The organism is Serratia grimesii, assembly GCF_900186025.1.
Classification (GTDB): Bacteria; Pseudomonadota; Gammaproteobacteria; order Enterobacterales; family Enterobacteriaceae; genus Serratia; species Serratia grimesii.
Window position 1 is genome coordinate 3,293,555 of record NZ_LT883155.1, and the last position, 23,226, is coordinate 3,316,780.

Consider the following 23,226-nt stretch of genomic DNA (forward strand, 5'->3'; position numbering starts at 1 on the left):
CCCTTTCTCGCTAACCTCATCTTGTTGATCTTCCGTTTTTACTCGCATATAGTTAGGTGCCATACTATATGGCGAGATCAATCATGAAACTCGAGCAAAAATACCTCTCCCTGCTTCAAGAAGCTCACCGACGCCAGCTTCCTGATCTGGAAAATATTCGATTATGTTTTCAGACACTCTCGCTGGCTTCAGCCATCGATCGGGATTGCGCCTCACTGCTGGCACCTTATGCCCTGTCTGAGGGCCGCTTCGTCATGTTGTTCTTGCTTGATGCCGCCAAAGAAGGGCTGGCACCTAATGAACTGGCGGAAAAAGCAGGCGTGACCCGCGCTACAGTCACGGGCCTGTTAAATGGCCTTGAGCGAGAACATCTGCTTGAACGCCACGCCGATATCAGTGATCGCCGTGCACTGCGCGTTCGACTGACTCACAAAGGTGAACACGTTGCCAAACAGGTATTTGAGCAACATAGCCAATGGATTGCGGGATTGTTTGGAAACCTCTCCGCTGGCGAACAAGCTCAATTGGGTTTGTTACTCGAAAAAGTCGCAGCCAACTTAACACCGGTCGAAGAGGAGCCATCGATATGAGCCACTCTCCTACACGTAAAGGGGCAACCCGCGTTTCAGACATTGCTCCTGATATTCTGGATGCATTATCCCGTGGCGAGCAACAGAGCGCCACACTGGTCGAGGTATTGGCCCTTGACCAAATCTTATTGTTACACACCGCTTTTCCTGCCCTTTCCCCCCACGCACTACAAGCTGCCGAATCGGCTTGCAAGCAAGGAATCGTCAAGCGAATGGAAGGCATTGGTGCCATTTTACTGAGTGAACTTGGTACAGCAGGCATTGAACAATGCATGGCACACCGTTCAGATACAGTACGAGGCTGGGCCTGTTTTATGATTGGGGCGCAGACTGAAATGCGCTTAACCGAAAGACTGGACACCATCCGCCCTCTGGCTGACGACGGTCATTTCGGTGTTCGTGAATGGGCTTGGCTGGCGGTGCGCCCGCATTTGGCGAAAGAGCTCGATAAGGCTATCGAACACCTGAGCGTCTGGACAGGTGCGTCCTCTGAGCGTATTCGTCGTTTCGCCAGTGAAGCATTGCGGCCACGCGGCGTTTGGTCTGCGCACATCGCGGCACTTAAACAACAGCCTGAACGCGCATTACCCATTCTTTCTCCGTTGCGGGCTGATCCGTCCACCTATGTGCAAGACTCGCTGGCCAACTGGCTCAACGATGCCGCAAAAAACACCCCCAAGTGGGTAATGGATTTGTGTCAGCAATGGTTGCAAGAATCCCCCTCTGCCGCGACCCACCGTATTTGCCAACGCGCGATGCGCAATCTGAAATGAAGGAGAAACTGCCCATGGCCCATTATCTGATTGAGTTATATTCCCCCAATGCAAAATGGGAAGCATTGCCCGCCGAAGAACGGCGGCAGTTCATCGACAACATCCAACTTGCGATGGGCAATCTATCCCACCTTGGCGTCGACGTTCTGGCATTGGGTGAAACGGACAGCACTGTCGACAAACCAACGGAACATCGTTTTCTGGGTATCTGGCGTTTTGCTGATATTCAAACGCGGGATAGGTTGCTGGCGGGCATTAAAGCCAGCGGCTGGTATAACTACTTTGACCATATCAATGCCGCGGGGAGTGCCGCTGGTTTCGAGACCCATTTAGCTACGTTAGCCGCTGGCTAATCACGCAGTAGCCCCTCATGAGGTGTAATATTACGCCGATATCAGGCACCACGAATGGTCCCACGCCAGACAAAATCGGCGTGGTACAACCGTGTTTCACCCGGCATCTCCTGCCCTAATGCCGGCATCATGCTCTCTTCTTTCTTTTCTTCCGCCATCAGCCACGAGACCGCATCCTGCGCAAACAACGCCACCGGTTGCGTAAATGTGGTCAGGTTGTAAGAGGACCAGGCCGCCTGCGGAATATCATCGTAACCTGCAACACACAGGTCCTCTGGAATACGGAGCCCAAAACGATGCCGCGCCTCATCCATAAAACCGCAGGCCAACAGATCGGTCACGCAGAAGACCGCGTCTGGGCGCTCGCGCCGGGTCAACAGCCGGTGTGCCAGGATCTGGCCGCTTTCATAAGATGTGGTGCCAAAACGTTCAACGCTCACCTGCAACCCCGCACCTTCTGCCGCCTGAAGAAAGCCGCGTTCACGCGCCATCAGGCTGGGCGTGCCGGCCAATGAGTTGGCAAAAGCAATGCGCTGGCAACCTGCACGGGCAAACGCCATCACCACCCTGCCCGCCGCCTCTTCATTATCGAGTCGGATGCTGAGTGACCCCGGCAAGGTGTCGTTGCGGTTAATCAGCACCAGCCGCTGACCATGCTTGTGGCACAAGCGGGCAATGCCACTGTCCGGCATCCCAGATAGCACAAAAGAGGCATCTGCCCGAAAGTTAATTGCCTGCTGCAATGCCTGGGAAACGCTGTCATCAGAGCGATCGGTATTAATCAGCATGGCAATTTTCCCCGCATCCTGCAGATGTTGGGTCAGCAAGCGAACCAGGCTGGCCCGATAGGGTGTCGCCAGCTCTGAGACGATCAGGCAGACGATACCGCTACGGTTACGTACCAACCCCCTCGCCAGATGATTAACGTGATAACCCAGTTCTTCCGCCGCGCGCATCACCCTTTCACGGGTCGTTGCGGACACGCTGGCACCGGGCGTATAAGACCGCGAAACGGCCGAGCGGGAAACTCCGGCCAATTCCGCCACATCTTTCGCACTGATCATCACCTTATCCACTGCCATCTTCACGTCCATCCGTTTGTGCTCTGAGAAAAGTTTGCCGCACTTTGCAAAGCTGTGCAAATTTTTATCGGTTAAATTGTTTCATTTTTGTGACGGATAGGTTGAATTGTTTCATCACGCGATTGACAGCACAATTTTTATCCTCTAGTTATTTGCACACACGTGCAAAAAAAATAGGCGACAACGTATCGCCACCCTACACAACCAAGGAGAACACCATGCATCGCGTTACTCTGATAGCGGCCCTCGCCGCTGGCTCTGCACTCTCTGCTTCACCTGCTTTCGCCGCTGGGAAATTGAACATGATCTGCTCCGCCGATGTTGTGGTCTGCGAACAGATGACCAATCTATTTGAGAAACAACACCCGGACATCAAAGTCAGTATGGTGCGCCTTTCCGCAGGTGAAGCCTATGCGCGTATTCGTACCGAAGCCCGCAACCCACGCACCGATATTTGGTGGGCAGGCACGGGCGATCCCCATATGCAGGCCGCCGACGAAGGGTTAACCCAGCCGTATAAATCTCCACTGCTTGATCAACAGCACGACTGGGCGCGCAAACAGGCTGAAAGCGCTGGCTACCGTACCGTCGGTGTCTACGCCGGGGCGCTGGGTTGGGGTTACAACACCAAGCTATTGGCAGAGAAAAAACTCAAAGTACCTGCCTGCTGGAGCGATTTGCTGGATCCGGCCTTTAAAGGCGAGATCCAGATGGCCAACCCAAATTCGTCCGGCACCGCCTACAACACCCTCGCCACATTGGTGCAAATCATGGGGGAAGAACCGGCCTTCGATTATCTGAAAAAACTCAACGCCAATATCTCACAGTACACCAAATCTGGCTCTGCGCCGGTGAAAGCAGCGGCACGTGGCGAAACGACCGTCGGCATCGTTTTTATGCATGACGCCGTCGCAATGCAGGTGGATGGGTTCCCAATCAAAGCGGTCGCGCCTTGCGAAGGTACCGGATTTGAAATTGGCTCCATGTCTATCGTCAAAGGCGCGCGTAACCTCAATGAGGCCAAGGTGTGGTACGACTGGGCACTCGGTGCTGACGCTCAGTCACACATGAAAGATGCCAAATCCTTCCAGTTACCCTCGAACCGTAACGCGGCCATTTCCGAATACGCGCCACGCTTTGAGAACATCAAACTGATCGATTACGACTTTAAAACCTACGGTGCGACAGAGAAACGTAAGGCACTGCTCAGCCGTTGGGATAAAGAGATCGGCGCCAGCGCCCAATAATTCACGTCCTTTTCCTCACGCATGTTATGCGCTCTGCGATAAACCGGGCGAGGCAACACTCGCCCGTGCAAGCAGGGTGAAGGAAATATAAACACTCGAGGTTACGATGAATGCTCAAAACCGCCGCCTTGACGGGGCTCTTGTGCTGGGCGCATTGGCTTTGCTGCTACTGCCCTGGTACAGCCTGGAGGCCGGGTTCTTTGACTTTGGCTGGCTAAGTACGCTGTGGCAGGATCAAGCAAGCGCACCGGCACTGTGGCAAATTCTGGTGTTTCAGCGCCCCTGGCTGACAATCGCTTTACTGATGCTAGTGGTTTGCGCACTGGCGCGCTTGCTGCACGTTAGCCGCTTACGCTCACAGCTCCTGATGTGTGCCAGTGCCGTCGGCGTTGTTTTTCTTTTATTTGAAGGCCATGCCATCGGCTACAGCGGTTGGAATTGGCAATGGAGCGAGCATCTGTTTGGCGCGCTCAGCGACGGTCAACCGGCGTTTGGCGCGGGCGCTATTTTGCTGATCACCACGTTTCTGTTGCTGTTCTCTTTTGCACTTGCCGAACGCGGTGTACTGAAAGGTGATGCCTTTGTGGTGGCTGCCATTGTGCTGCTGGTCGCGCTGGTCACCACCTTTGTGCTTTACCCGGTGTTGAGCATGTTTGTCGCTTCCGTACAGGACGTAGACGGTTCATTTAAACCCGATGGCCTGATCGCCAATATGCAAGACCCGGCGATTTGGAGCCTCAGTTGTCTGAAAGGCGGCAGCTGTGGCACCGCCTGGCGAACGCTGACGTTGGCGCTGATGACAGCCAGCGGTTCTACGCTTCTCGGTCTGGCTTTTGCGCTGGCTGCTACACGCACGCCGTTGCCGTTTAAGAAAGGTCTACGCTTACTCACCGTCCTGCCAATCATCACGCCGCCGTTTGTGATTGGCCTGGCGCTAATGCTGTTGTTTGGCCGCGCCGGCGTCGTCACCGAACTGCTTGCCAGCCTGTTTGGCATTGAGCCAGGTCGTTGGCTGTACGGGCTGACCGGTATCTGGATTGCCCAGGTTCTTTCCTTCACTCCGATCGCCTTCCTGGTACTGATTGGCGTGGTAGAAGGTGTCAGCCCCTCACTGGAAGAGGCTTCACAGACGCTGCGTGCGAACCGCTGGCGCACCTTCCGTTATGTTTCGCTGCCGCTGATGGCACCCGGTTTGGCCAACGCCTTCCTGATCAGCTTTATCGAAAGCATGGCGGACTTTGGTAATCCGATGGTGCTTGGCGGCAGCCATGGCGTGCTGTCGACCGAGATCTTCTTCTCGGTGGTGGGTGCGCAGAACGATCCGAGCCGTGCCGCGGTTCTGGCAATCATCCTGCTGTGCTTTACCCTCAGCGCCTTTATCCTGCAACGCCTGTGGCTGGCCGGGAAAAGCTTCGCTACCGTGACCGGCAAAGGCGATTCGGGCATGCACTGTGGGCTGCCGCGTGGATTGCGTTATGGCGTGTACGCATTGGTCATTCCTTGGGGTCTGTTCACGCTGGTCATCTACGGCATGATCCTGATCGGCGGTTTCGTCCAGTCATGGGGACTCGACAGCAGCCTGACGCTGGGCCATTACGCCCGTGCCTTTGGCTTCCAGTGGAATGGTGGTCAGATAGTCTGGACCGGTGTTGCCTGGAACTCGTTCTGGACTACGCTGGAGATCGCGTTGATCGCCGCACCACTCACGGCCATCGTTGGCCTGCTCACTGCGTGGTTAATTGTGCGGCAGAAGTTTGCCGGTCGCCAAACCTTTGAGTTTTTATTGATGCTCAGCTTTGCCATTCCCGGCACGGTCATCGGTGTCAGTTACATCATGGCTTACAACCTGCCACCGCTGGAGATCACCGGCACCGCGCTGATTCTGGTCGCCTGTTTTGTGTTCCGTAATATGCCGGTTGGTGTGCGCGGTGGCATTGCCGCCATGAGCCAACTGGATCGTAGCCTGGATGAAGCGTCACTGACGCTACGCGCCAGCAGTTTCCGCACCCTGCGTAAAGTCATACTGCCACTGTTGAAACCGGCGATCAGCGCAGCGCTGGTGTATGCCTTTGTGCGTGCAATTACCTCCATCAGTGCGGTGATTTTCCTGGTTAGCGCCCAGTACAACATGGCCACTTCCTACATCGTTGGATTGGTCGAAAACGGGGAATACGGTGTAGCTATCGCCTACTCCTCCGTGCTTATCGTCGTGATGTTGGCGGTAATCCTCACCTTCCAGTTGCTGGTCGGCGAACGTCGCCTGCGCCGCGCAATCCGTATTGCCACACCGCCGGTGACGCCTCCACCGGCTCTACATCAGGAGAATGCCGTATGACTGCCATTTGTTCCGGCTCGGTGGTGTTTGAGAACGTCACCAAACAGTTTGCCGATTTCACCGCCGTACCCGGCCTGTCACTCACCGTCGAACCGGGCACACTGGTGACATTGCTCGGCCCGTCTGGCTGTGGCAAAACCACTACCCTGCGCTTGCTGGCAGGCCTGGAGCACCCAACCTCTGGCCGTATTCTGATTGGCGGCAAGGACGTCACGCATCTGCCCGCCAACGAACGCGACGTCGCGATGGTGTTCCAATCCTACGCATTATTCCCGCATATGAACGCGCTGGACAACGTCATGTACGGTTTACTCGCCAGCGGCCTGCCGCGTAAAGAGGCACAGGACCGCGCACGCGAGGGGTTGAAACTGGTTGGCCTGGAAAACATGGGCCAACGTCTCCCCGCAGAGCTCTCTGGTGGACAACAGCAGCGCATTGCCGTAGCGCGTGCGCTGGTATTGGAACCGCAGGTGTTACTGCTCGATGAGCCATTATCCAACCTTGACGAACGCCTGCGTCGCCGTGTTCGCACCGAAATCCGTGATTTGCAGCAACGCCTCGGTTTCACTGCGGTATACGTGACCCATGATCAAGAAGAAGCTTTAGCGGTCTCCGATAAGATTATCGTCATGAAAGAAGGGCATATTGCCCAACAGGGCGCGCCTCAGGAGCTTTATCATTCACCAGCATCCGTGTTTATCGCTGACTTTATGGGCGAAGCCAATATCCTGCCCTGTGATATTGAACGCGTCGAGGATGGTGAGGCGCTAATCACCCTCGGCAACCGTCAGTATCGGGTTCCGGGTGCCAAAGCACGCCCCGGCACGGCGCAACTGTCGGTACGCCCGCAATTTATTACTCTGCAGCCGGAGCAAGCTGGCGCATTAAACGGGGAAATAACCCATAGCACCTGGCTCGGGGACCATATCGAATATGAAGTGAAAACCGATCTCGGTGCGCTATTCATTGTCGATGTACAGATGGAGCGCCAACTGGCGCCAGCCACACGCGTGGCCGTTGATTTCAAATCTCAGGGGCTGGCACTGATAGCTCAGTGAACCTCAAAACGTTAAGGATCAAACATGAATGAGCCCATTTCCCAGCGTCTGTCGCTGGCCGAACAGGCGGCGCGTGCCGCCGGCACCAAAGCGCTGGACTATTTTAACCGCCGTGAAAGCCTGGTGATTGAAACCAAACGTGATGCACAGGACGTGGTATCCATTGCCGACCGAGAAGTTGAACTGTTGATCCGTGAACAGATCGCCAGTCAGTTCCCGGACGACGGTTTTTTGGGGGAGGAGTTTGGCTTGCAACCCGGTGACTCAGGTTACACCTGGGTGGTGGATCCCATCGATGGCACCAGCCCGTTTGTTAACGGCATGCCAAACTGGTGCGTGTCCATCGCCGTGATTCACCACGGTGAGCCGGTGATCGGTGTGATCGTCGCACCCTGCCAGCAAGAATGTTTTATCGCGGCACGCGGCGCGGGGGCGACGCTCAATGGCAAACCGCTGCGGGTCGATCCAAAACGTACGATGCAAAACCACGTCACCGGTTTTGGCGCTAACAGCTATGTCACACCGGAACGCGTCGGTGAGATCGCCGCCGGTATCACCGCGGCGGGCGGCAATTTCTTCCGTAATGGGTCGGGTGCCATGATGCTGGCTTGGGTTGCAGCCGGACGTTTGGTGGGTTACTACGAACCCTATATGCATGCCTGGGACTGTCTGGCGGGTTACTGTCTGGTCAACGAAGCCGGTGGCTGGACGCATCCGTTCAATACCGACGGGGAACATCTACTGCGTGGCGGGCCGGTGCTGGCCGTCGCGCCAGGGGCCAAACAAGATTTAATGCATATCGCACAACTGTAATTCAGACGGCTCACAAATCTGTTTAGAGTTAAACCGGTGGGGTCGAGCCTGTTCGACCCGATTTAACCCATTGATTATGTTATAGGGCGCAGTATGCAGCGCCCTTATTCTTAGAACCTACAACCCGCGTTTTTCCATCAACACAGCCAGATCAACCAAACGGTTAGAGAAGCCCCATTCGTTGTCGTACCAGGCCAGAACCTTGACCAGATTCCCACCAATAACCAACGTAGAAAGCCCATCAATAATGGATGAACGTGGGTCGCCTTTATAATCGCTCGATACCAAAGGCTCATCGCTGTAACCCAGAATATCCTTGAGTGGGCCCGACTGCGCCGCCTGACGGAACGCGGCGTTGATCTCTTCAGCCGTCACGTCACGTTTCAACGTCACCGTTAAGTCAACGATAGACACTACGGGCACCGGCACACGTAACGAATAACCGGTTAAACGCCCGTCCAATGCCGGGATCACCTTGCCAAGGGCTTTGGCGGCACCGCTGGAGTAAGGCACTATCGACTCCGCTGCGGCGCGAGCGCCACGTAAGTCTTTTTCCGGTTGGTCATGCAATGCCTGGCTGTTGGTGTAGGCATGGGTGGTATTCATCAGACCATATTCAATACCGAAGGCCTGATGCAGGACCTGAGCCGCGGGCGCCAGGCCGTTAGTGGTGCAACTGCCGTTGCTGACCACACGGTGCTTCGCCGGATCGTACAGATCCTGATTAACGCCCATCACTATCGTAATATCGTCGTCTTTGCCCGGAGCCGAGATAATCACTCGCTTGGCCCCGCCTTTCGTGATGTGCACTTCGGCCTTGGCTTTGTCAGTGAAGAACCCCGTCGCTTCGATAACGACGTCAACGCCCACGCTTTTCCATGGGATAGCGGCCGGATCTCTTTCGGAGAAAACATGAATCGGCCGACCATCGAGCAGTAGCTGGTTTTCACCGGCTTCAACATTGGCTGCCAATGTGCCCGACAACGAGTCGTATTTCAGCAGATGCGCCAAGGTTTTGCTGTCGGTTAAATCGTTGATCGCCACTATCTCAAAGTCACTGCGCCCCAACGCAGCACGCAACACATTTCTGCCGATTCTGCCGAATCCATTAATGCCTACTTTGACCATGATCTACTCCTTCGTTATTGGCTCTGCTGCCAATGTAGGTCGAAGGCGTTATGACGTAAATGACGTTTATAGATCAATTTACGCCAACATGCGTGAATGGAAACGTTCGCGATACTCGGTAGGTGTCAGTTGTAAATGTCGTTCAAAAACGCGCCGCAGATTGAGACCATTACCAAACCCGCAGTTCATGGCGATTTGCTCAATACCTTCAGCACTCTGTTCCAAACGTTGCCGGGCCAGATACAGGCGCCCTTCTTCAACAAATTTAGCGGGTGAAATGCCCGTCTCACGCGTGAAAACGCGGGTAAAGTTTCGCGGGCTCATCGCGACCCGCTCTGCCAGTTTTTCTACACCGAGATCGCTGGACAGGTTTTCCAGGATCCAGGACTGGAGATCGCGGATCGGGCCAGGGTTTTTAGCCTGATTCAACGGATAACGACTGAACTGCGCCTGACCGCCAGGCCGACGCAGGAACATCACCAGGTCTTGCGCCACTTCGCGTGCCTGAACAAAACCGTAATCGTCTTCCACCAGCGCCAGGGTGAGATCGAACCCGGAACTGACACCGCCGGAGGTCCAGACAGAGCCATCCTGAACATACAGCGGCCCATTTTCGACGTGTATTTTGGGGAAGCGGGCCTGCAACGTTTCCAGCAGTCGCCAATGGGTGGTTGCCCGGCGTCCATCGAGTAAACCAGCCTCTGCAAGTAGCAAAGCGCCACCGCATACCGACGCAATACGTCGCGCTTTAGGTGCGGCGCGGCGCAGCCAATCGACCACATAAGCACTTTCTTCCGCGGTCGCCCCTTTTCCCGTCACGATGATGGTGTCGCGCTCCTGATCAGGATCGAGATCCGAGAGACGATGATCGGCGAGCAGATTCAATCCAGACAAACCGTGCACCACCCGATGGGGTTGTGTGGTGGCCAGCGACATTTGATAAAGCGGCGCGTCATGGGGCCTCAAGCGGTTGGCCTGCATCAGGATGTCAGCGATTCCCGCCGACTCGAACAACATGCCCCCTTCGGGGACGATAATCAGAAATGTATGCATGTCCTTAAAATACAAATTGAGCAAAATAAGTCAAGAATGTGCTATCCGCAGAGGCACGTTAATTTGCTGCCCCTGCTTTGAATTTCAGAGAAGCCCACCACAGGCAGTTCAGGCGGGCTCGTCGTCATCGAACTATCAGCGCCAACCCAGCGCCGGGGCGACATGCGTCAAGATCGATTCAATCACATGGGCGTTATAGTCAACGCCCAATTGGTTTGGCACGGTCAACAGCAAGGTGTCCGCTTCGGCAATGGCTTCGTCCTGCGCCAGTTGTTTGATCAACAGCTCTGGCTCAGCGGCATAACTGCGGCCGAATATGGCTCGGGTCTGCTGATCGATATACCCCACCTGATCGCCTTCCTGACCGCTATTGCCGAAATAACTGCGATCCTGCGAATTCATCAATGCAAAGATACTGCGGCTGACCGACACACGGGGTTCGCGCTGATGCCCTGCTGCTTTCCAGGCTTCACGGTACTCGCGAATTTGCTTGGCCTGCTGCACGTGAAACGGCTCGCCCGTCTCGTCATTTTTTAACGTCGAGCTTTGCAGGTTCATCCCCAATTTCGCCGCCCAGACTGCTGTGGCGTTCGAGCTGGCCCCCCACCAGATACGATCCCTCAAGCCTGCGGAGAAAGGCTCAACACGCAACAGTCCCGGCGGGTTGGGGAACATCGGCTGTGGGTTCGGTTCGGCAAAACCTTCACCACGCAGCGCATCGAGTAACACCTCGGTATGGCGACGGGCCATATCGGCTTCGGTCTCGCCTTCGGCGGGCGTATAGCCAAAGTAACGCCAGCCCTCAATGACCTGCTCGGGAGAACCGCGGCTAATGCCAAGCTGCAAGCGTCCACCAGAAATCAGATCAGCAGCACCGGCGTCTTCGACCATATAAAGTGGGTTTTCATAGCGCATATCGATCACACCGGTGCCGATCTCAATACGTTGAGTTTTTGCGCCAATGGCAGCCAACAGCGGGAACGGCGAGCCTAGCTGACGCGCAAAGTGATGCACGCGGAAGTAAGCCCCATCCGCCCCCAATTCTTCTGCCGCGACAGCGAGATCGATGGATTGCAGCAACGCATCCGCAGCAGAACGGGTACCCGACTGTGACGAAGGCGTCCAGTGACCAAACGAGAGAAATCCAATTTTCTTCATAGGAGTAGCCCTTAGATTCAATTATGACCGGATTACAGTGACAAAAATGCCCCCGCTCAGGCCAGAAAAATTGTGTGCGATCGCACTAAACGAACCGTTTTGAGCTAACGAAAGACGCCCTTATTGCAGCCCAACTCGACCGCCCGATCGTTGTAATCAAAAAGTAAATATCGTATAACAGGCTCCTCCGAGGGGTGTCCTGTTACGGGCTGAGATGGCACAAGCCGAACCCTTTGAACCTGATCTGGGTCATGCCAGCGAAGGGACGGGTCGGCAATAACACCATCAGTCATTGCCTGTTCATACCTCAGCGCGCCCGGATCTCCACACACTTTTGGAGGTCCCATGTTTACCCCTCAATTTGATAATGGTCTTTACGGACGGCTGCGCCAGCAGGCCGGTAGCCACTGGCAGGACTATGTCGCACACCCTTTTATTCAGCAACTGGCTGCCGGCACACTACCTGAGCCCGCATTCCGCCGCTATCTGACCCAGGATTACCTGTTCCTGATCCACTTTGCCCGCGCCTATGCGCTGCTGGTCAGCAAACTGCGGACCCTGCCGGAGATGCGTGCGGCCACCGCCTCCCTCAACGCCATTGTCGCCGAACTGCCTTTGCATCTGGCCTATTGCGCAGACTGGGGGCTGAGCGAACCAGACATTGCCGCCGAACCTGAGGCCGCAGAAACCCTCAACTACACCCGCTATGTACTCGATATCGGCCACGCCGGTGATGCGCTTGATCTGCTCGCCGCGCTGATGCCCTGCGTCGCCGGTTATGCCGAAATTGGTTTGCGGCTGCTGGGCGACCCTGCCACGGTAATGCAAGGCAACCCTTATGCCTCATGGATCCGTAACTATGGTGATCCTGCCTATCTGTCCGGGGTGCAGGCCGCACTCGATCTACTGGAAAACGTTAGTCACCAGCGTGGAGCTGAAAGCCGACTGGCCGAACTGTCGACCATCTTCACCACTGCGACCCGGCTGGAGTCTGCCTTCTGGCAAATGGGGTTGAATGCCAAATGAGTAGCGGTAACGCTCAGTATGACGGCGTGCGACCGGGTATTCAGGTGCGGGATTTGACTCTGCGCTTTGGCCCGCAAGTAATTTTCGACCGGCTAAATTTCGATATCGCAGGCGGCAGTTTTGTCGCCTTGCTCGGCGCAAGCGGTGCAGGGAAAACCAGCTTACTGAAGATCATTGCCGGGTTGGCGAAACCCACGTCCGGCACGGTCACAGGCAGCGATGGCCTGCCGATCCCCGGACGCATCGCCTACATGGGGCAAAAAGATTTGCTCTATCCGTGGCTAACCATTGCTCAAAACATTAGCCTCGGCGCACGGCTACGGGGTGAAAAAGTCGACCGTTCCTGGGCAGAACATCTGCTGGAACGCGTAGGTCTGAGCGGGTATGGCAGTGCCTTGCCGGCGGCCTTGTCCGGTGGGATGCGCCAACGCGCAGCCATCGCCCGCACCTTGTATGAGCGCCAACCGATCGTATTGATGGATGAACCTTTCTCGGCGCTGGACACCATTACCCGCGCAAAAATCCAGCAGCTTGCCGCCGAGCTGCTGGCACAACATACCGTGTTACTGATTACCCACGATCCCATGGAGGCCTGCCGCCTTAGTCACCGCTTGCTGGTCTTGTCACGCTATCCCGCCGGCATTGACGACAGCCATGTCATTGAGGGCCTGCCGCCACGTGCACCGGACGATCCCCAACTGCTGAAAAGCCAGAGCGAGCTGCTGCTGCAACTGGTGAGGGCAGCCGAATGAAACCTATGGTGGAAAGCCGCCTGTCACGAATGCGCCGCAGCCTGACAGTATTTGTCGGCCTGTTATTGCTATGGGGATGGGCCACCTTGGGTGATATACCCGCCTTCCTGTTGCCTTCACCGTCTGCGGTCGCGCAGGCGCTTTGGAATGACCGGGCTTATCTCGCTTATCACACGCTGATTACGGCCTCAGAAATAGCCTGCGGCCTGCTGGCAGGGGTGTTGCTGGGGGCCGCACTAGCGCTGTGCATGATTTTCTCGCCACGGCTGCAACGCTGGCTGATGCCCCTGGTGCTGACCAGTCAGGCGATCCCGGTGTTTGCGCTGGCCCCGCTGTTAGTGCTGTGGTTTGGTTTTGGCATGAGCGCCAAAGTGGTGATGGCGGTGCTGGTGATCTTCTTTCCTGTCACCTCTGCGTTCTTTGATGGACTGCGGCGGGTCAATAACGACTATCTCGACCTGGCACGTACCCTGCGTGCCTCCCCCTGGGCCCAACTGCGGCATGTGCGGCTGATGGCGGCGTTGCCGGCCTTCGGTTCCGGGCTACGCATGGCCGCCGCCGTCGCCCCGATAGGCGCCATCATCGGCGAATGGGTCGGTTCGGCGGAAGGTTTAGGTTACGTAATGCTTAACGCTAACGCACGCATGCAGACCGACGTCTGTTTTGCTGCGCTGTTTATTCTGGTGCTGATGACCGTCTTGCTCTGGGTGACGGTAGACGCGCTGCTGCTACGCCTTATTAACTGGGCGCCGGAAAATGACTGATAAAAGGAATCAACAATGATTAAAAATACCCTCTGCGGGCTGCTGCTCAGCGCTACGCTGGCCGGGCAAGCAACCGCTGCCGAAAAACTGACGCTGGTGCTTGATTGGTACATCAACCCCGATCACGCGCCTATCATGGTGGCCGAACAGATCGGAGCTTTCAAGGCCGAAGGCCTCGACGTCAAGATTGTGCCCCCGTCTGATCCCGCGTTGCCTCCGCGGCTGGTTGCAGCAAAACAGGCCGACCTCGCCATCACTTATCAACCACAATTGCATTTCTTTGCCGATCAAGGTCTACCGTTAATGCGTGTGGGCACCCTGATTAACTCACCGCTGAATACCATCATCACGCTGGATAAAACCATCACCACTCCTGCGGGCCTAAAGGGCAAGAAAATCGGCTATTCGGTCAGCGGTATTGAACAAGCGACGCTGGCAACTATGCTCCAGCATGAACATATCAACCCCAATGACACCCACTTGATCAACGTTAACTTCCAGTTGACCAGCGCCTTGCTGGCAGGACAGGTCGATGCGGTTATCGGCGGTTATCGCAATATTGAAGCGCTTGAATTGAAGTTACAGGGAAAAGATCCGGTGGTGTTTAACGTTGAAGATTACGGCGTCCCCGCCTACGACGAACTGATCATCGTCGCCAATCGCGACACCGTCACAGAGCCGAAAATTAAAAAATTCCTCGCGGCACTGAAAAAAGGCAGCGATTACCTGCATGCCCATCCTCAGGAAAGCTGGTTAGCGTTCGCCAAGGCCCATCCAGAACTGAACACCGAGCTGAACAAACAGGCGTGGCAGGCCAGCTTACCGCTGTTTGCGCGTGATCCGGCCAAACTGGATAAGGCACGCTATCAAGCCTACGAGCAATTCCTTTTCGACAACAAGCTGATCAAGAAAATCACCCCCGTGGAACAATACGCGGTGGAACTGCATTAAGCCGTTATCGGGCGTAGCATGCTGCGCCCTTATCTATAACGCCCTACCTCAATGGGGGAAGCCATACAACACCATGATTGGCCTCTCTCTTCACTGGCGTGATTAGTGTCACACTATTGTCACAAAAACGTCCAATCACACTCTGACGCACCGGAGCAATGCAAACACGCATTGCCCTGACGGTTTCAATGCGCTATACCCTCCTCTTTCTCGCTGCGGCAGCGGTCAGCGGCGTTGGCCAGGACAGTAAAGTTTTTCTTTTTAATTAGACAGGGTACGGTGGATGGTTTCAGCATTAATCTCGTTTGCACTTTTTTTAGCCTCAATTTTAATCTACCGGACCCGGGGCGCTGCCAACCGTTGGTGGCTTGCCACTCTGCTGACACTGCTGGGCAGCTATCTGATCCTCAACGTTGTCCTGATCGCCAGTAACTACTTTACCGGTGACGGCATTACCGATGCAGTGATCTACACCCTCACCAGTAGCCTGAAAGGCGCGGGCGTCGGAAAATACCTGCTGCCGTTTATAGGGCTACTGGCAGTCCTGGCGCTGATCTTCGCCGTACTCACCTGGAGTCTGGTGCGGCGCAAAGCGAAAAGCAGCAGCGTGGTATACAGTGTGATCGCCGTGCTGCTGGCCTTGTTTTCCGTCGGTACCACCCCCGCCTTTCAGGATATCTCCCTGCTGGTCAGAAGCCAGATCAGCGGCGATACCGCCGACTTTGATACCTATTACAAAGCCCCCAAAAGAAGCGTACAGGGCAAGGCCCCGAATCTGGTGTATATCTATGCTGAGAGCCTGGAAAGAACCTACTTCGATCAACAACTTTTTCCCGGACTGGCTGACGAACTGAACCAACATCGCGAAAACAGCATCGACTTCAGCAACACCCAACAGTTGCCTGGCACCGGCTATACCATTGCCGGCATGGTGGCCTCGCAGTGTGGCATCCCGCTGTTTGCCCCTTTCGACGGTAACGCCTCCAGCGCCGTGTCCACCTTTTACCCGGAAAACGTCTGTCTGGGCGATGTGCTGAAGTCCGCCGGTTATGACAACTACTTTTATCAGGGTGCCGAGCTGGCCTTTGCTGGTAAAGACACTTTCCTGAAATCGCACGGTTTCGATCATGCTTACGGCTTCAAAGAACTGCGTGGGCAGGTCAGCGATCCAAGCTACAAAAATGACTGGGGCTGGTACGACGATACCGTTCTGGATGTGGTGTTCGACAAGTTTGTTGAGCTGTCTAAACAGAATAAAAAGTTTTCACTGTTTGCACTGACCGTGGACACTCACCACCCGGATGGTTTTATCTCCGCCAGTTGCAGTAAAAAATCATTCAGTTGGCAGAACAAAGAAAACCGCTCATTAAGCGCGGTCGCCTGTAGCCAGCAGCACATCGCGGCGCTGATCGATAAAATCAAGGCATCCGACTATTTCAAAAATACCGTTATCGTGGTGTCTTCGGATCACCTGGCGATGAACAACACCGCCTATGACATTTTGACCAAGCAGAAACGCCGTAACCTGTTCTTTATCATTGACGGCACTCGCCCGCAGACTGCGCTGCATAACGAGAAGCGCAGCACGCTGGACAACGGTGCCACGGTGTTGGATGTGATGGGCGGCGATAACTACATTGGCCTTGGCCGCAGCAGTTTCTCTAGCCCAACGTTGTCCACCGTTTTCATGAATATCGATGAGAAAATCAACGCATGGAAACCGGCAGTGGTGAAACAATGGGGGTTCCCAAACAGCATTAGCAATTTCACTTTGGGCAATCAGGGCAACAGTTTTACCTTTTCCGGCATTACCTTTAAGGTGCCGTTTATCCTGAAAGTGACGGATAACAAAGTTGAACCGATGTTTAATGTTTACCTGTCAACACCGCTGAAAAAACAGCTTGCTGGCCTGGGCGCAGGTGAAAAGTTCGTTTGGGTCGACAAGTGTTATGAAATAGGCCGGATATGGGCACCCGAAATGGCGCTGAGCACCGAAACCTGTGTTGCGTCAGGCAACCTGGCTTCACCGCCGCAGATTGTGCAGGCCAAAGGGGGGAACTACCGTGGCAAAGTCAGCTTTAGCGGCCCGGAAGCAGACAGCGTTGCTGCTTATCAACGTGCCATCGAACAGTTGAACGTGGACGATGCTGCCGTTAAATATCAGGCAGATGCCATTGCATTTATGCTGCCGGGCATGCCGGAAAAAGTGAAGGCAATTACCGGGGTTTCCAGCGTTGAAGACTGGGGGCGCTGGTCAGATGCCAATCTGGCACCGACGGTGAAAATCGACTATGTCGACCCATTACCGTCCACCTTCGATCTGGTGTTACGCGCCCGCGCTTACGGTAAAAACATCGGTGAACCGATCTCCGTGCGCGTCGGTGAGCAAGAGCAATTTGTGACACTCAGTGAGCAGGACACCACCGTGACCCTGCGTTTCGACAATACCGGCGGCGCACGGAATATCAGCATCACCCCACCTGCACCGACTGAACCGCAGGAAGGTGCCAGCGGTGGCTTTACCCCGAAAAAACTGGGTATTGGCCTGGTATCATTGAAGGTAGAACAGGCCGCTCCCGCTTCCTGATCGTTGCCTTGCAGAGGCGCTGCATGCAGCGCCCACGTTATTCGGGGCGAATTTATTCGCCCCTTACCGTTTCTCCAAAGCTTTTGTGCCCATCTTCGGCTAACCTGTGGCTGTGAATTAATATCCGCCTGCCTCCCACCACGAGTAGGGAGAAACAAGGAGAGAGTATGAGCAGTCAGCAATCCGGCACCGGCCTCACCCCCACTCAGGCGATCGACAAACTGGAAGCGTTGTATGACGCCTCAGTTGCCGCGCTGCGCCAGGCTGTGGGGGATTTTATTAGTCACGGCGGCCTACCCGACACACAGGCCCGTACGACAGGGTTGTTTGTTTATCCGGAACTGCGCGTTAGCTGGGACGGCACATCACCCGGCCAGACCAAAACCCGCGCCTACGGCCGCTTTACCCATACCGGTTGCTACACCACCACCATCACCCGACCACAACTTTTCCGCCACTATCTCATCGAGCAGTTGACGATGCTGGCGAGCGAATACGATGCGCATATTGACGTCAGACCATCACAGCAGGAAATTCCGTTCCCTTACGTGATTGATGGTTCCAACCTGATGTTGGATCGCACGATGAGTGCCAGCCTGGCACAGCATTTCCCGACAACCGAGTTGGCGCAAATCGGGGATGAAACTGCCGACGGCCTGTTCCACGCCACCAGTACCTTCCCGCTGTCACATTTCGACGCGCTACGGGCCGATTTTTCACTGGCGCGGTTACGCCACTACACCGGCACCCCGGTGGAGCATTTTCAGCCCTTCGTGCTGTTCACCAACTACACCCGCTACGTGGATGAGTTTGTCCGCTGGGCCTGCGCCGAAATAGCCGACCCGGCCAGCCCTTATATTGCGCTGTCCAGCGCCGGTGGCATCTACATCACGCCGGAAACGACCGCGCCAGACCAGGCCGTTTCTGACTTGGCCTGGAAAAATCACCAGATGCCGGCCTACCATCTGATCTCACGTACCGGCCAGGGCATCACACTGATCAATATTGGTGTCGGTCCGTCCAACGCCAAAACCATCTGCGACCATCTGGCGGTACTGCGCCCTAGCGCCTGGTTGATGATCGGCCACTGTGGCGGTCTGCGTGAAAGCCAGTCGATTGGTGACTATGTATTGGCCCACGCCTATCTGCGTGATGATCATGTGCTGGACTCGGTGTTACCACCGGATATCCCGATCCCCAGCATTGCAGAGGTACAACGTGCGTTGTATGACGCCACCAAAATGGTCAGCGGTATGCCGGGTGAAGAAGTTAAACAACGTCTGCGCACCGGCACCGTAGTGACCACCGACGATCGCAACTGGGAACTGCGCTATTCCGCTTCTGCGCTGCGCTTTAACCTCAGCCGCGCGGTCGCCGTAGACATGGAAAGTGCCACAATTGCGGCCCAGGGTTACCGTTTCCGGGTGCCATACGGCACACTGTTGTGCGTATCGGATAAACCACTGCACAGTGAAATCAAGCTACCAGGCCAAGCCAACCGCTTTTATGAAGGAGCAATTTCAGAGCACCTGCAAATCGGTATTTGCGCCATTGATTTGCTCCGTGCGGAAGGCGATCGCTTGCATTCCCGTAAGCTGCGGACCTTTAACGAGCCGCCGTTCCGCTAACGCGCTTCGGCCTACTACCGATCGGCTAAGCCTGTCGCGCTTTTTTTATTCGGTCTTTGTCAGTTCAGTACTGAAAGAAGTGCCGTTCATTTCGCTGCCACCGTCATGAACGGCATTGGAGGGGCCGAAGGCGCGGGTTGTAAGGGGCCGCACTTACGGCCCCTTGCTCGGCCTGAGCATAAAAACCTGAAGTGAACAGCATCCCCGCTTTTGCGGGCTTTTTAACTTTTCATCCTCAGACCGTTGATGTCTACGCCGCAAATCTGTTACAACAGCGGCTCCCATTCCCCAGTCATTACCACTCATATGATTGTCAGACCTCAGCAACACTGGTTCAGGCGGCTTTTCGTCTGGCACGGTTCGGTGCTCTCCAAAATTCTGTTTCGCCTCAGCCTTAACATCGCAATGTCGATCGTTGCCGTGCTGTGTTTTCAGTGGTACGAACATCTGGGCGTCAAACTCACCCTGGCCCCCTTCAGTCTATTGGGCGTGGCGATCGCCATCTTCCTCGGGTTCCGCAACAGCGTCAGCTATGCCCGATTCACCGAGGCGCGGCTGTTATGGGGCAGCTTGTTGATCGTCCAGCGTTCACTGCTACGTCAGATCAAAAGCCTGCTGCCTCAGCAGGATGAGGCAGCGCGCGAATTTGCCGCCCTGCTGATGGCGTTCAGCTACTGCCTGAAACACCAACTGCGCGGCACCGATATCACCGCCGATCTGCAACGCCTGTTACCCCACGCGGATTTACGGGCGATTGAAACTAGCACTTCTCCCTGTAACCGTCTGCTGTTGATGATGGGGCAATGGCTGGGAGAGAAGCGGCAATCGGCACAGCTGTCAGATATGCTGTTTCACAGTATCGATCAGAACCTCAATCGACTGTCCGAGATCCTCGGTGGCTGCGAACGCATTGCCAATACGCCGATCCCGTTCGCTTATAGCCTGATCGTTCACCGCACGGTATATCTGTTCTGCACGCTGCTGCCTTTCGCACTGGTGCCGGACCTGCATTACATGACGCCATTGGTGTCGGTCTTTATTTCCTATACCTTCATCTCACTGGACTCTCTGGCGGAAGAACTCGAAGATCCGTTCGGCACCGCCGCTAACGATCTGCCACTTAACGCCATGTGCAACGCCATTGAGATCAACCTGCGCGAAATGAACGACGAAACCGATTTACCACCAGCGGCGCGACCGGACAGCCATTATCAACTCAGTTAATTGACGACAATTTCAGGTGCGGTGATGACCGCGCCTGAAACGGCATGCGCATGCTATCCTCTACCAAAACCCCCTCCAACACCTTCGGTTTCTCACTGGCACTGTCGCTCCCGGAGGAACGCCAGACACCACCAGCACCAGGCTCGGTTCAGGCGGCCCCCGCCATCAGCAAACTTAAGCGGGAAAGCCTGTCCTGATTACTGCACCAACGCCAGCACGCGTTTTTCCTGACTGCGGCTGGCGGCGATTGACAGTAAAATCTCTTTCACCACCAACGCTGGCGCCGACAACGACTGCTGACTGGAGATACACAACGACAACGGGACGCTTAACGACGGCGTATTGATGCGTGCCATCCACGCCTTCGCGGGGCCAATCATCGCGCGCGCCACCGACTCCGGCAAAATAGTGGCGCCAAGGCCGCTGGCGATAGCCGCGCTCAGGGTACCTGGGGATTCAATTTCACCAATTACGTTGGCCGCCAGCTTGCGCACTGCCATGGCTTCATCCACCTGGTTCCGCACCACATCACCCTCGCGTGGTAAGAACAAATTCAGCCGCGCGACATCAAGCAGATCAACACTGTTGCCGGGGTTTGGTACCGCACGCGTCGCCACCAGATAGAGATCTTCCCGCATCAATGCTGTGGCCTGCAAACCGGTGGGCATTTTAGTCCCGTAAATTACCGCCATATCCAGGTTCTGGTTGGCGACCTGCCCGGCCAACGTTGAACCGATGTTCTCGTTCAAACTGAGCAAAATACCTGGGTGCTGATCGCGCACCGCCTGCAACAGCGGCAAGGCCAGTTGAGACGCCAGGCTACCCGGTGCCAACCCAACGGATACATGGCCGCTCATTGCCTGTCCGGCACTGTTGACCGCACTTTGCGCCTGCTCACACTGGCGCAAAATGGTTTGGGCATGCGCATAAAGAATGTTACCGGCCTCGGTCGGCATCACGCCACGCTTGGTGCGGATCAGCAGTTGCTGTTTCAGCTCCCCTTCCAGAGTGGCCAATTGTTGGCTGAGCGCTGGCTGAGCGATATGTAGCACCTCTGCCGCCTGCGTCAGGCTGCCAATGTCGACGATTTTCACAAAATACTTCAGACGTCTGAAATTCATATTGCCTCCGTCATGCCACTTAACTGCGTATGTACAGGAAGAAATACAGCAAGATCTGGGCCAGACCGACACAATAAGAGAGCATATGAACTAATCGACGGAAAAATAAGAAAAAATGATGCTGTCGTCGATAAAAGCGCCAGATGACGCGACGGGAAATAACAAAAGTGTGCACCAACATAAGGCATGGCAACGGTGGCAAATGGCCATCCCTGGATCACTGCGCAGCAGTGCATCAATAAAAGCGATAAAAAGCAGCAGGTTGAATAATCTTGCAGCAAACGAAACGGCAAGGTGTTTTCAGGCTTTACAAGCCAGAGCCACCCCGCTATTATTCGCCCCGTTCACACGATTCCTCTGTAGTTCAGTCGGTAGAACGGCGGACTGTTAATCCGTATGTCACTGGTTCGAGTCCAGTCAGAGGAGCCATATTAGAGACGCCCGCTTAAGGAAACTTAAGCGGGCGTTTTGCTTTGCGTCAAATCCGATCGTCGGCGAAAAACGGTCGTCATTCGTCAGCAGGCTAAAAATTCGTTATTATCCGCTCCCACTCTCCATCCGGCAGCCTGATGTCTACGATTATCGATACCTTTATTGCCCCACCGTGCCATGACGAGATAGAAACACTCTATCAGGACGAGCATCTGGTGCTGATCAATAAACCCAGCGGGTTGCTTAGCCTTTCGGGGAAAAATCTGCAAAATCTGGATTCGGTACACCACCGATTAGTACAGATCTTCCCTGGCTGTACCTTGGTTCACCGCTTAGACTTCGGTACGTCCGGGCTGATGGTAATTGCCCGCAATAAAGCGATCAATGCTGCCCTCTGCCAACAGTTCAGCCAACGTGCGGTGACCAAGGTATACAGCGCATTGCTCTGTGGGCATCTGGATGATAAGGAAGGGATAATAGACGCAGCGATAGCCAAAGACCCGGCGTTGTTCCCGCTAATGTCAATTTGCGCAATCCACGGTAAACCCGCTCGCTCCCGCTATCGGGTGGTTGAACGCTTTTACCATGAATTGGAAGACGGGACGTTACTGCCATTGACGCGGGTCCAGCTCATCCCGGAAACCGGACGTACTCATCAGCTCCGCATCCACTGTCAGCAGTTGGGCCACCCTATTTTAGGCTGTGATCTGTATGGCGGCCTGCTGGTGCCAGGCACCGAACAAACACCGCGACTGATGCTGCATGCCAGTGAGCTGCATTTTGTTCATCCCATCAGCGATGAGCTGATCAAGGCCCACAATGCCAGCCCGTTCTAAACGCGTTTCACTGAATTCCGCTGACGTCCGGTGATTATGCGGAGTATGTATCTCTGATGATGGTTGCCGTGCATATCCCAGCGCGCAACCCCCTTTGATTCCTGATGTGAAACTTGTCGGCCAGGGGCTTTTGTCACAATACCAGCCGCTACCCTACCCCAGATCATGAATATGACTCATGTCGTAATGAAATTAAGTCGCTTTCACTCCGCTAATGGCTCTGGCATAAAATATGCAATGTTAACTTATTGACAACATGAAGACTGATGAATCAAAAATCCAGTAACCGCTGGAAAATAAAGAAATAAATTCATT

General features: G+C 55.1%; 21 protein-coding genes, 1 tRNA gene and 1 riboswitch. Of the genes, 17 read left to right on the top strand and 5 right to left on the bottom strand.

Annotated features, from left to right (window positions below; genetic code table 11):
• Positions 1-83 precede the first annotated feature (83 nt).
• Genes SGBXF1_RS15590 through SGBXF1_RS15600 form a run of 3 tightly spaced genes read left to right on the top strand, consistent with a single transcriptional unit; the run spans position 84 to position 1,716 of the window.
• Positions 84-590, top strand: a complete 507-nt coding sequence (locus tag SGBXF1_RS15590; protein ID WP_172479786.1) for a MarR family winged helix-turn-helix transcriptional regulator — start codon at positions 84-86, stop codon at positions 588-590.
• Positions 587-1,363, top strand: a complete 777-nt coding sequence (locus SGBXF1_RS15595; protein WP_186427124.1) for a DNA alkylation repair protein — start codon at positions 587-589, stop codon at positions 1,361-1,363. The genes SGBXF1_RS15590 and SGBXF1_RS15595 overlap by 4 nt, the downstream gene beginning before the upstream one ends.
• A 14-nt stretch (positions 1,364-1,377) precedes the next feature.
• On the top strand, positions 1,378-1,716 hold the full coding sequence (locus SGBXF1_RS15600; protein WP_186427125.1) for a DUF6616 family protein: 339 nt from the start codon (positions 1,378-1,380) through the stop codon (positions 1,714-1,716).
• A 41-nt stretch (positions 1,717-1,757) separates the two neighbouring features.
• On the opposite strand, the gene SGBXF1_RS15605 is transcribed toward SGBXF1_RS15600, so the two are convergent.
• Positions 1,758-2,810, bottom strand: a complete 1,053-nt coding sequence (locus SGBXF1_RS15605) for a LacI family DNA-binding transcriptional regulator (RefSeq protein ID WP_238320975.1) — start codon at positions 2,808-2,810, stop codon at positions 1,758-1,760.
• 206 nt (positions 2,811-3,016) lie between these two features.
• Here SGBXF1_RS15605 and SGBXF1_RS15610 point away from each other — a divergent pair, with 206 nt between their 5' ends.
• The 4 genes from SGBXF1_RS15610 (at position 3,017) to SGBXF1_RS15625 (ending at position 8,251) form a co-directional block, all read left to right on the top strand.
• Positions 3,017-4,045, top strand: coding sequence for an ABC transporter substrate-binding protein (locus SGBXF1_RS15610; RefSeq protein WP_061806617.1), 1,029 nt, complete (start codon positions 3,017-3,019; stop codon positions 4,043-4,045).
• Positions 4,046-4,151: 106 nt separating this feature from the next.
• Positions 4,152-6,380, top strand: a complete 2,229-nt coding sequence (locus SGBXF1_RS15615; RefSeq protein ID WP_186427127.1) for an ABC transporter permease — start codon at positions 4,152-4,154, stop codon at positions 6,378-6,380.
• Positions 6,377-7,438 carry an ABC transporter ATP-binding protein gene (locus tag SGBXF1_RS15620; RefSeq protein WP_186427128.1) on the top strand — a complete coding sequence of 354 codons (1,062 nt, stop codon included), beginning with the start codon at positions 6,377-6,379 and terminating at the stop codon, positions 7,436-7,438. Before SGBXF1_RS15615 ends, SGBXF1_RS15620 begins: the two co-directional genes overlap by 4 nt.
• A gap of 24 nt (positions 7,439-7,462) precedes the next feature.
• Positions 7,463-8,251, top strand: coding sequence for an inositol monophosphatase family protein (locus SGBXF1_RS15625; protein ID WP_130381304.1), 789 nt, complete (start codon positions 7,463-7,465; stop codon positions 8,249-8,251).
• A 117-nt stretch (positions 8,252-8,368) separates the two neighbouring features.
• On the opposite strand, the gene gap is transcribed toward SGBXF1_RS15625, so the two are convergent.
• From gap to SGBXF1_RS15640, 3 genes are all read right to left on the bottom strand, one after another.
• Complete coding sequence (gap, locus tag SGBXF1_RS15630) at positions 8,369-9,379, bottom strand: type I glyceraldehyde-3-phosphate dehydrogenase (RefSeq protein ID WP_037417112.1); 1,011 nt, start codon at positions 9,377-9,379, stop codon at positions 8,369-8,371.
• Between the two features lie 78 nt (positions 9,380-9,457).
• A complete protein-coding gene (locus tag SGBXF1_RS15635) occupies positions 9,458-10,432 on the bottom strand; it encodes a GlxA family transcriptional regulator (protein ID WP_037417110.1) in 975 nt (324 codons plus the stop codon).
• Positions 10,433-10,567: 135 nt separating this feature from the next.
• Positions 10,568-11,590 (bottom strand): LLM class flavin-dependent oxidoreductase, encoded by a 1,023-nt coding sequence (locus tag SGBXF1_RS15640; RefSeq protein WP_037417107.1) that lies wholly within the window; start codon positions 11,588-11,590, stop codon positions 10,568-10,570.
• A gap of 180 nt (positions 11,591-11,770) precedes the next feature.
• A riboswitch (TPP riboswitch) is annotated at positions 11,771-11,873 on the top strand.
• A 62-nt stretch (positions 11,874-11,935) separates the two neighbouring features.
• On the opposite strand from SGBXF1_RS15640, the gene tenA reads away from it, so the two are divergent.
• The 8 genes from tenA (at position 11,936) to SGBXF1_RS15680 (ending at position 20,719) form a co-directional block, all read left to right on the top strand.
• The gene (gene tenA / locus SGBXF1_RS15645) at positions 11,936-12,616 is read left to right on the top strand and encodes a thiaminase II (protein WP_186427129.1); all 681 of its coding nucleotides are present in this window, start codon (positions 11,936-11,938) and stop codon (positions 12,614-12,616) included.
• Entirely contained in the window at positions 12,613-13,368 is a 756-nt protein-coding gene (locus tag SGBXF1_RS15650; RefSeq protein WP_186427130.1) for an ABC transporter ATP-binding protein, read from the top strand. The genes tenA and SGBXF1_RS15650 overlap by 4 nt, the downstream gene beginning before the upstream one ends.
• Entirely contained in the window at positions 13,365-14,132 is a 768-nt protein-coding gene (locus tag SGBXF1_RS15655) for an ABC transporter permease (RefSeq protein ID WP_186427131.1), read from the top strand. Before SGBXF1_RS15650 ends, SGBXF1_RS15655 begins: the two co-directional genes overlap by 4 nt.
• Before the next feature lie 15 nt (positions 14,133-14,147).
• Complete coding sequence (locus tag SGBXF1_RS15660; protein ID WP_061806626.1) at positions 14,148-15,083, top strand: ABC transporter substrate-binding protein; 936 nt, start codon at positions 14,148-14,150, stop codon at positions 15,081-15,083.
• A 283-nt stretch (positions 15,084-15,366) separates the two neighbouring features.
• Positions 15,367-17,670 (top strand): phosphatidylglycerol--membrane-oligosaccharide glycerophosphotransferase, encoded by a 2,304-nt coding sequence (gene opgB / locus SGBXF1_RS15665; RefSeq protein WP_186427132.1) that lies wholly within the window; start codon positions 15,367-15,369, stop codon positions 17,668-17,670.
• Positions 17,671-17,837: 167 nt separating this feature from the next.
• Positions 17,838-19,298, top strand: a complete 1,461-nt coding sequence (locus SGBXF1_RS15670) for an AMP nucleosidase (protein WP_186427133.1) — start codon at positions 17,838-17,840, stop codon at positions 19,296-19,298.
• A 306-nt stretch (positions 19,299-19,604) separates the two neighbouring features.
• Positions 19,605-20,522 (top strand): bestrophin family protein, encoded by a 918-nt coding sequence (locus SGBXF1_RS15675; RefSeq protein WP_037417413.1) that lies wholly within the window; start codon positions 19,605-19,607, stop codon positions 20,520-20,522.
• A 44-nt stretch (positions 20,523-20,566) separates the two neighbouring features.
• Complete coding sequence (locus SGBXF1_RS15680; RefSeq protein WP_186427134.1) at positions 20,567-20,719, top strand: hypothetical protein; 153 nt, start codon at positions 20,567-20,569, stop codon at positions 20,717-20,719.
• Here the strand turns inward: SGBXF1_RS15680 and nac are convergent, their stop codons facing one another.
• Positions 20,720-21,643, bottom strand: a complete 924-nt coding sequence (gene nac, locus SGBXF1_RS15685) for a nitrogen assimilation transcriptional regulator NAC (RefSeq protein ID WP_130381322.1) — start codon at positions 21,641-21,643, stop codon at positions 20,720-20,722.
• A 353-nt stretch (positions 21,644-21,996) separates the two neighbouring features.
• On the opposite strand from nac, the gene SGBXF1_RS15690 reads away from it, so the two are divergent.
• Together SGBXF1_RS15690 and SGBXF1_RS15695 are read left to right on the top strand one after the other, a co-directional pair.
• Positions 21,997-22,072: transfer RNA gene (locus tag SGBXF1_RS15690), tRNA-Asn, on the top strand.
• A gap of 140 nt (positions 22,073-22,212) precedes the next feature.
• Entirely contained in the window at positions 22,213-22,911 is a 699-nt protein-coding gene (locus tag SGBXF1_RS15695) for an RluA family pseudouridine synthase (RefSeq protein ID WP_186427135.1), read from the top strand.
• Positions 22,912-23,226 lie beyond the last annotated feature (315 nt).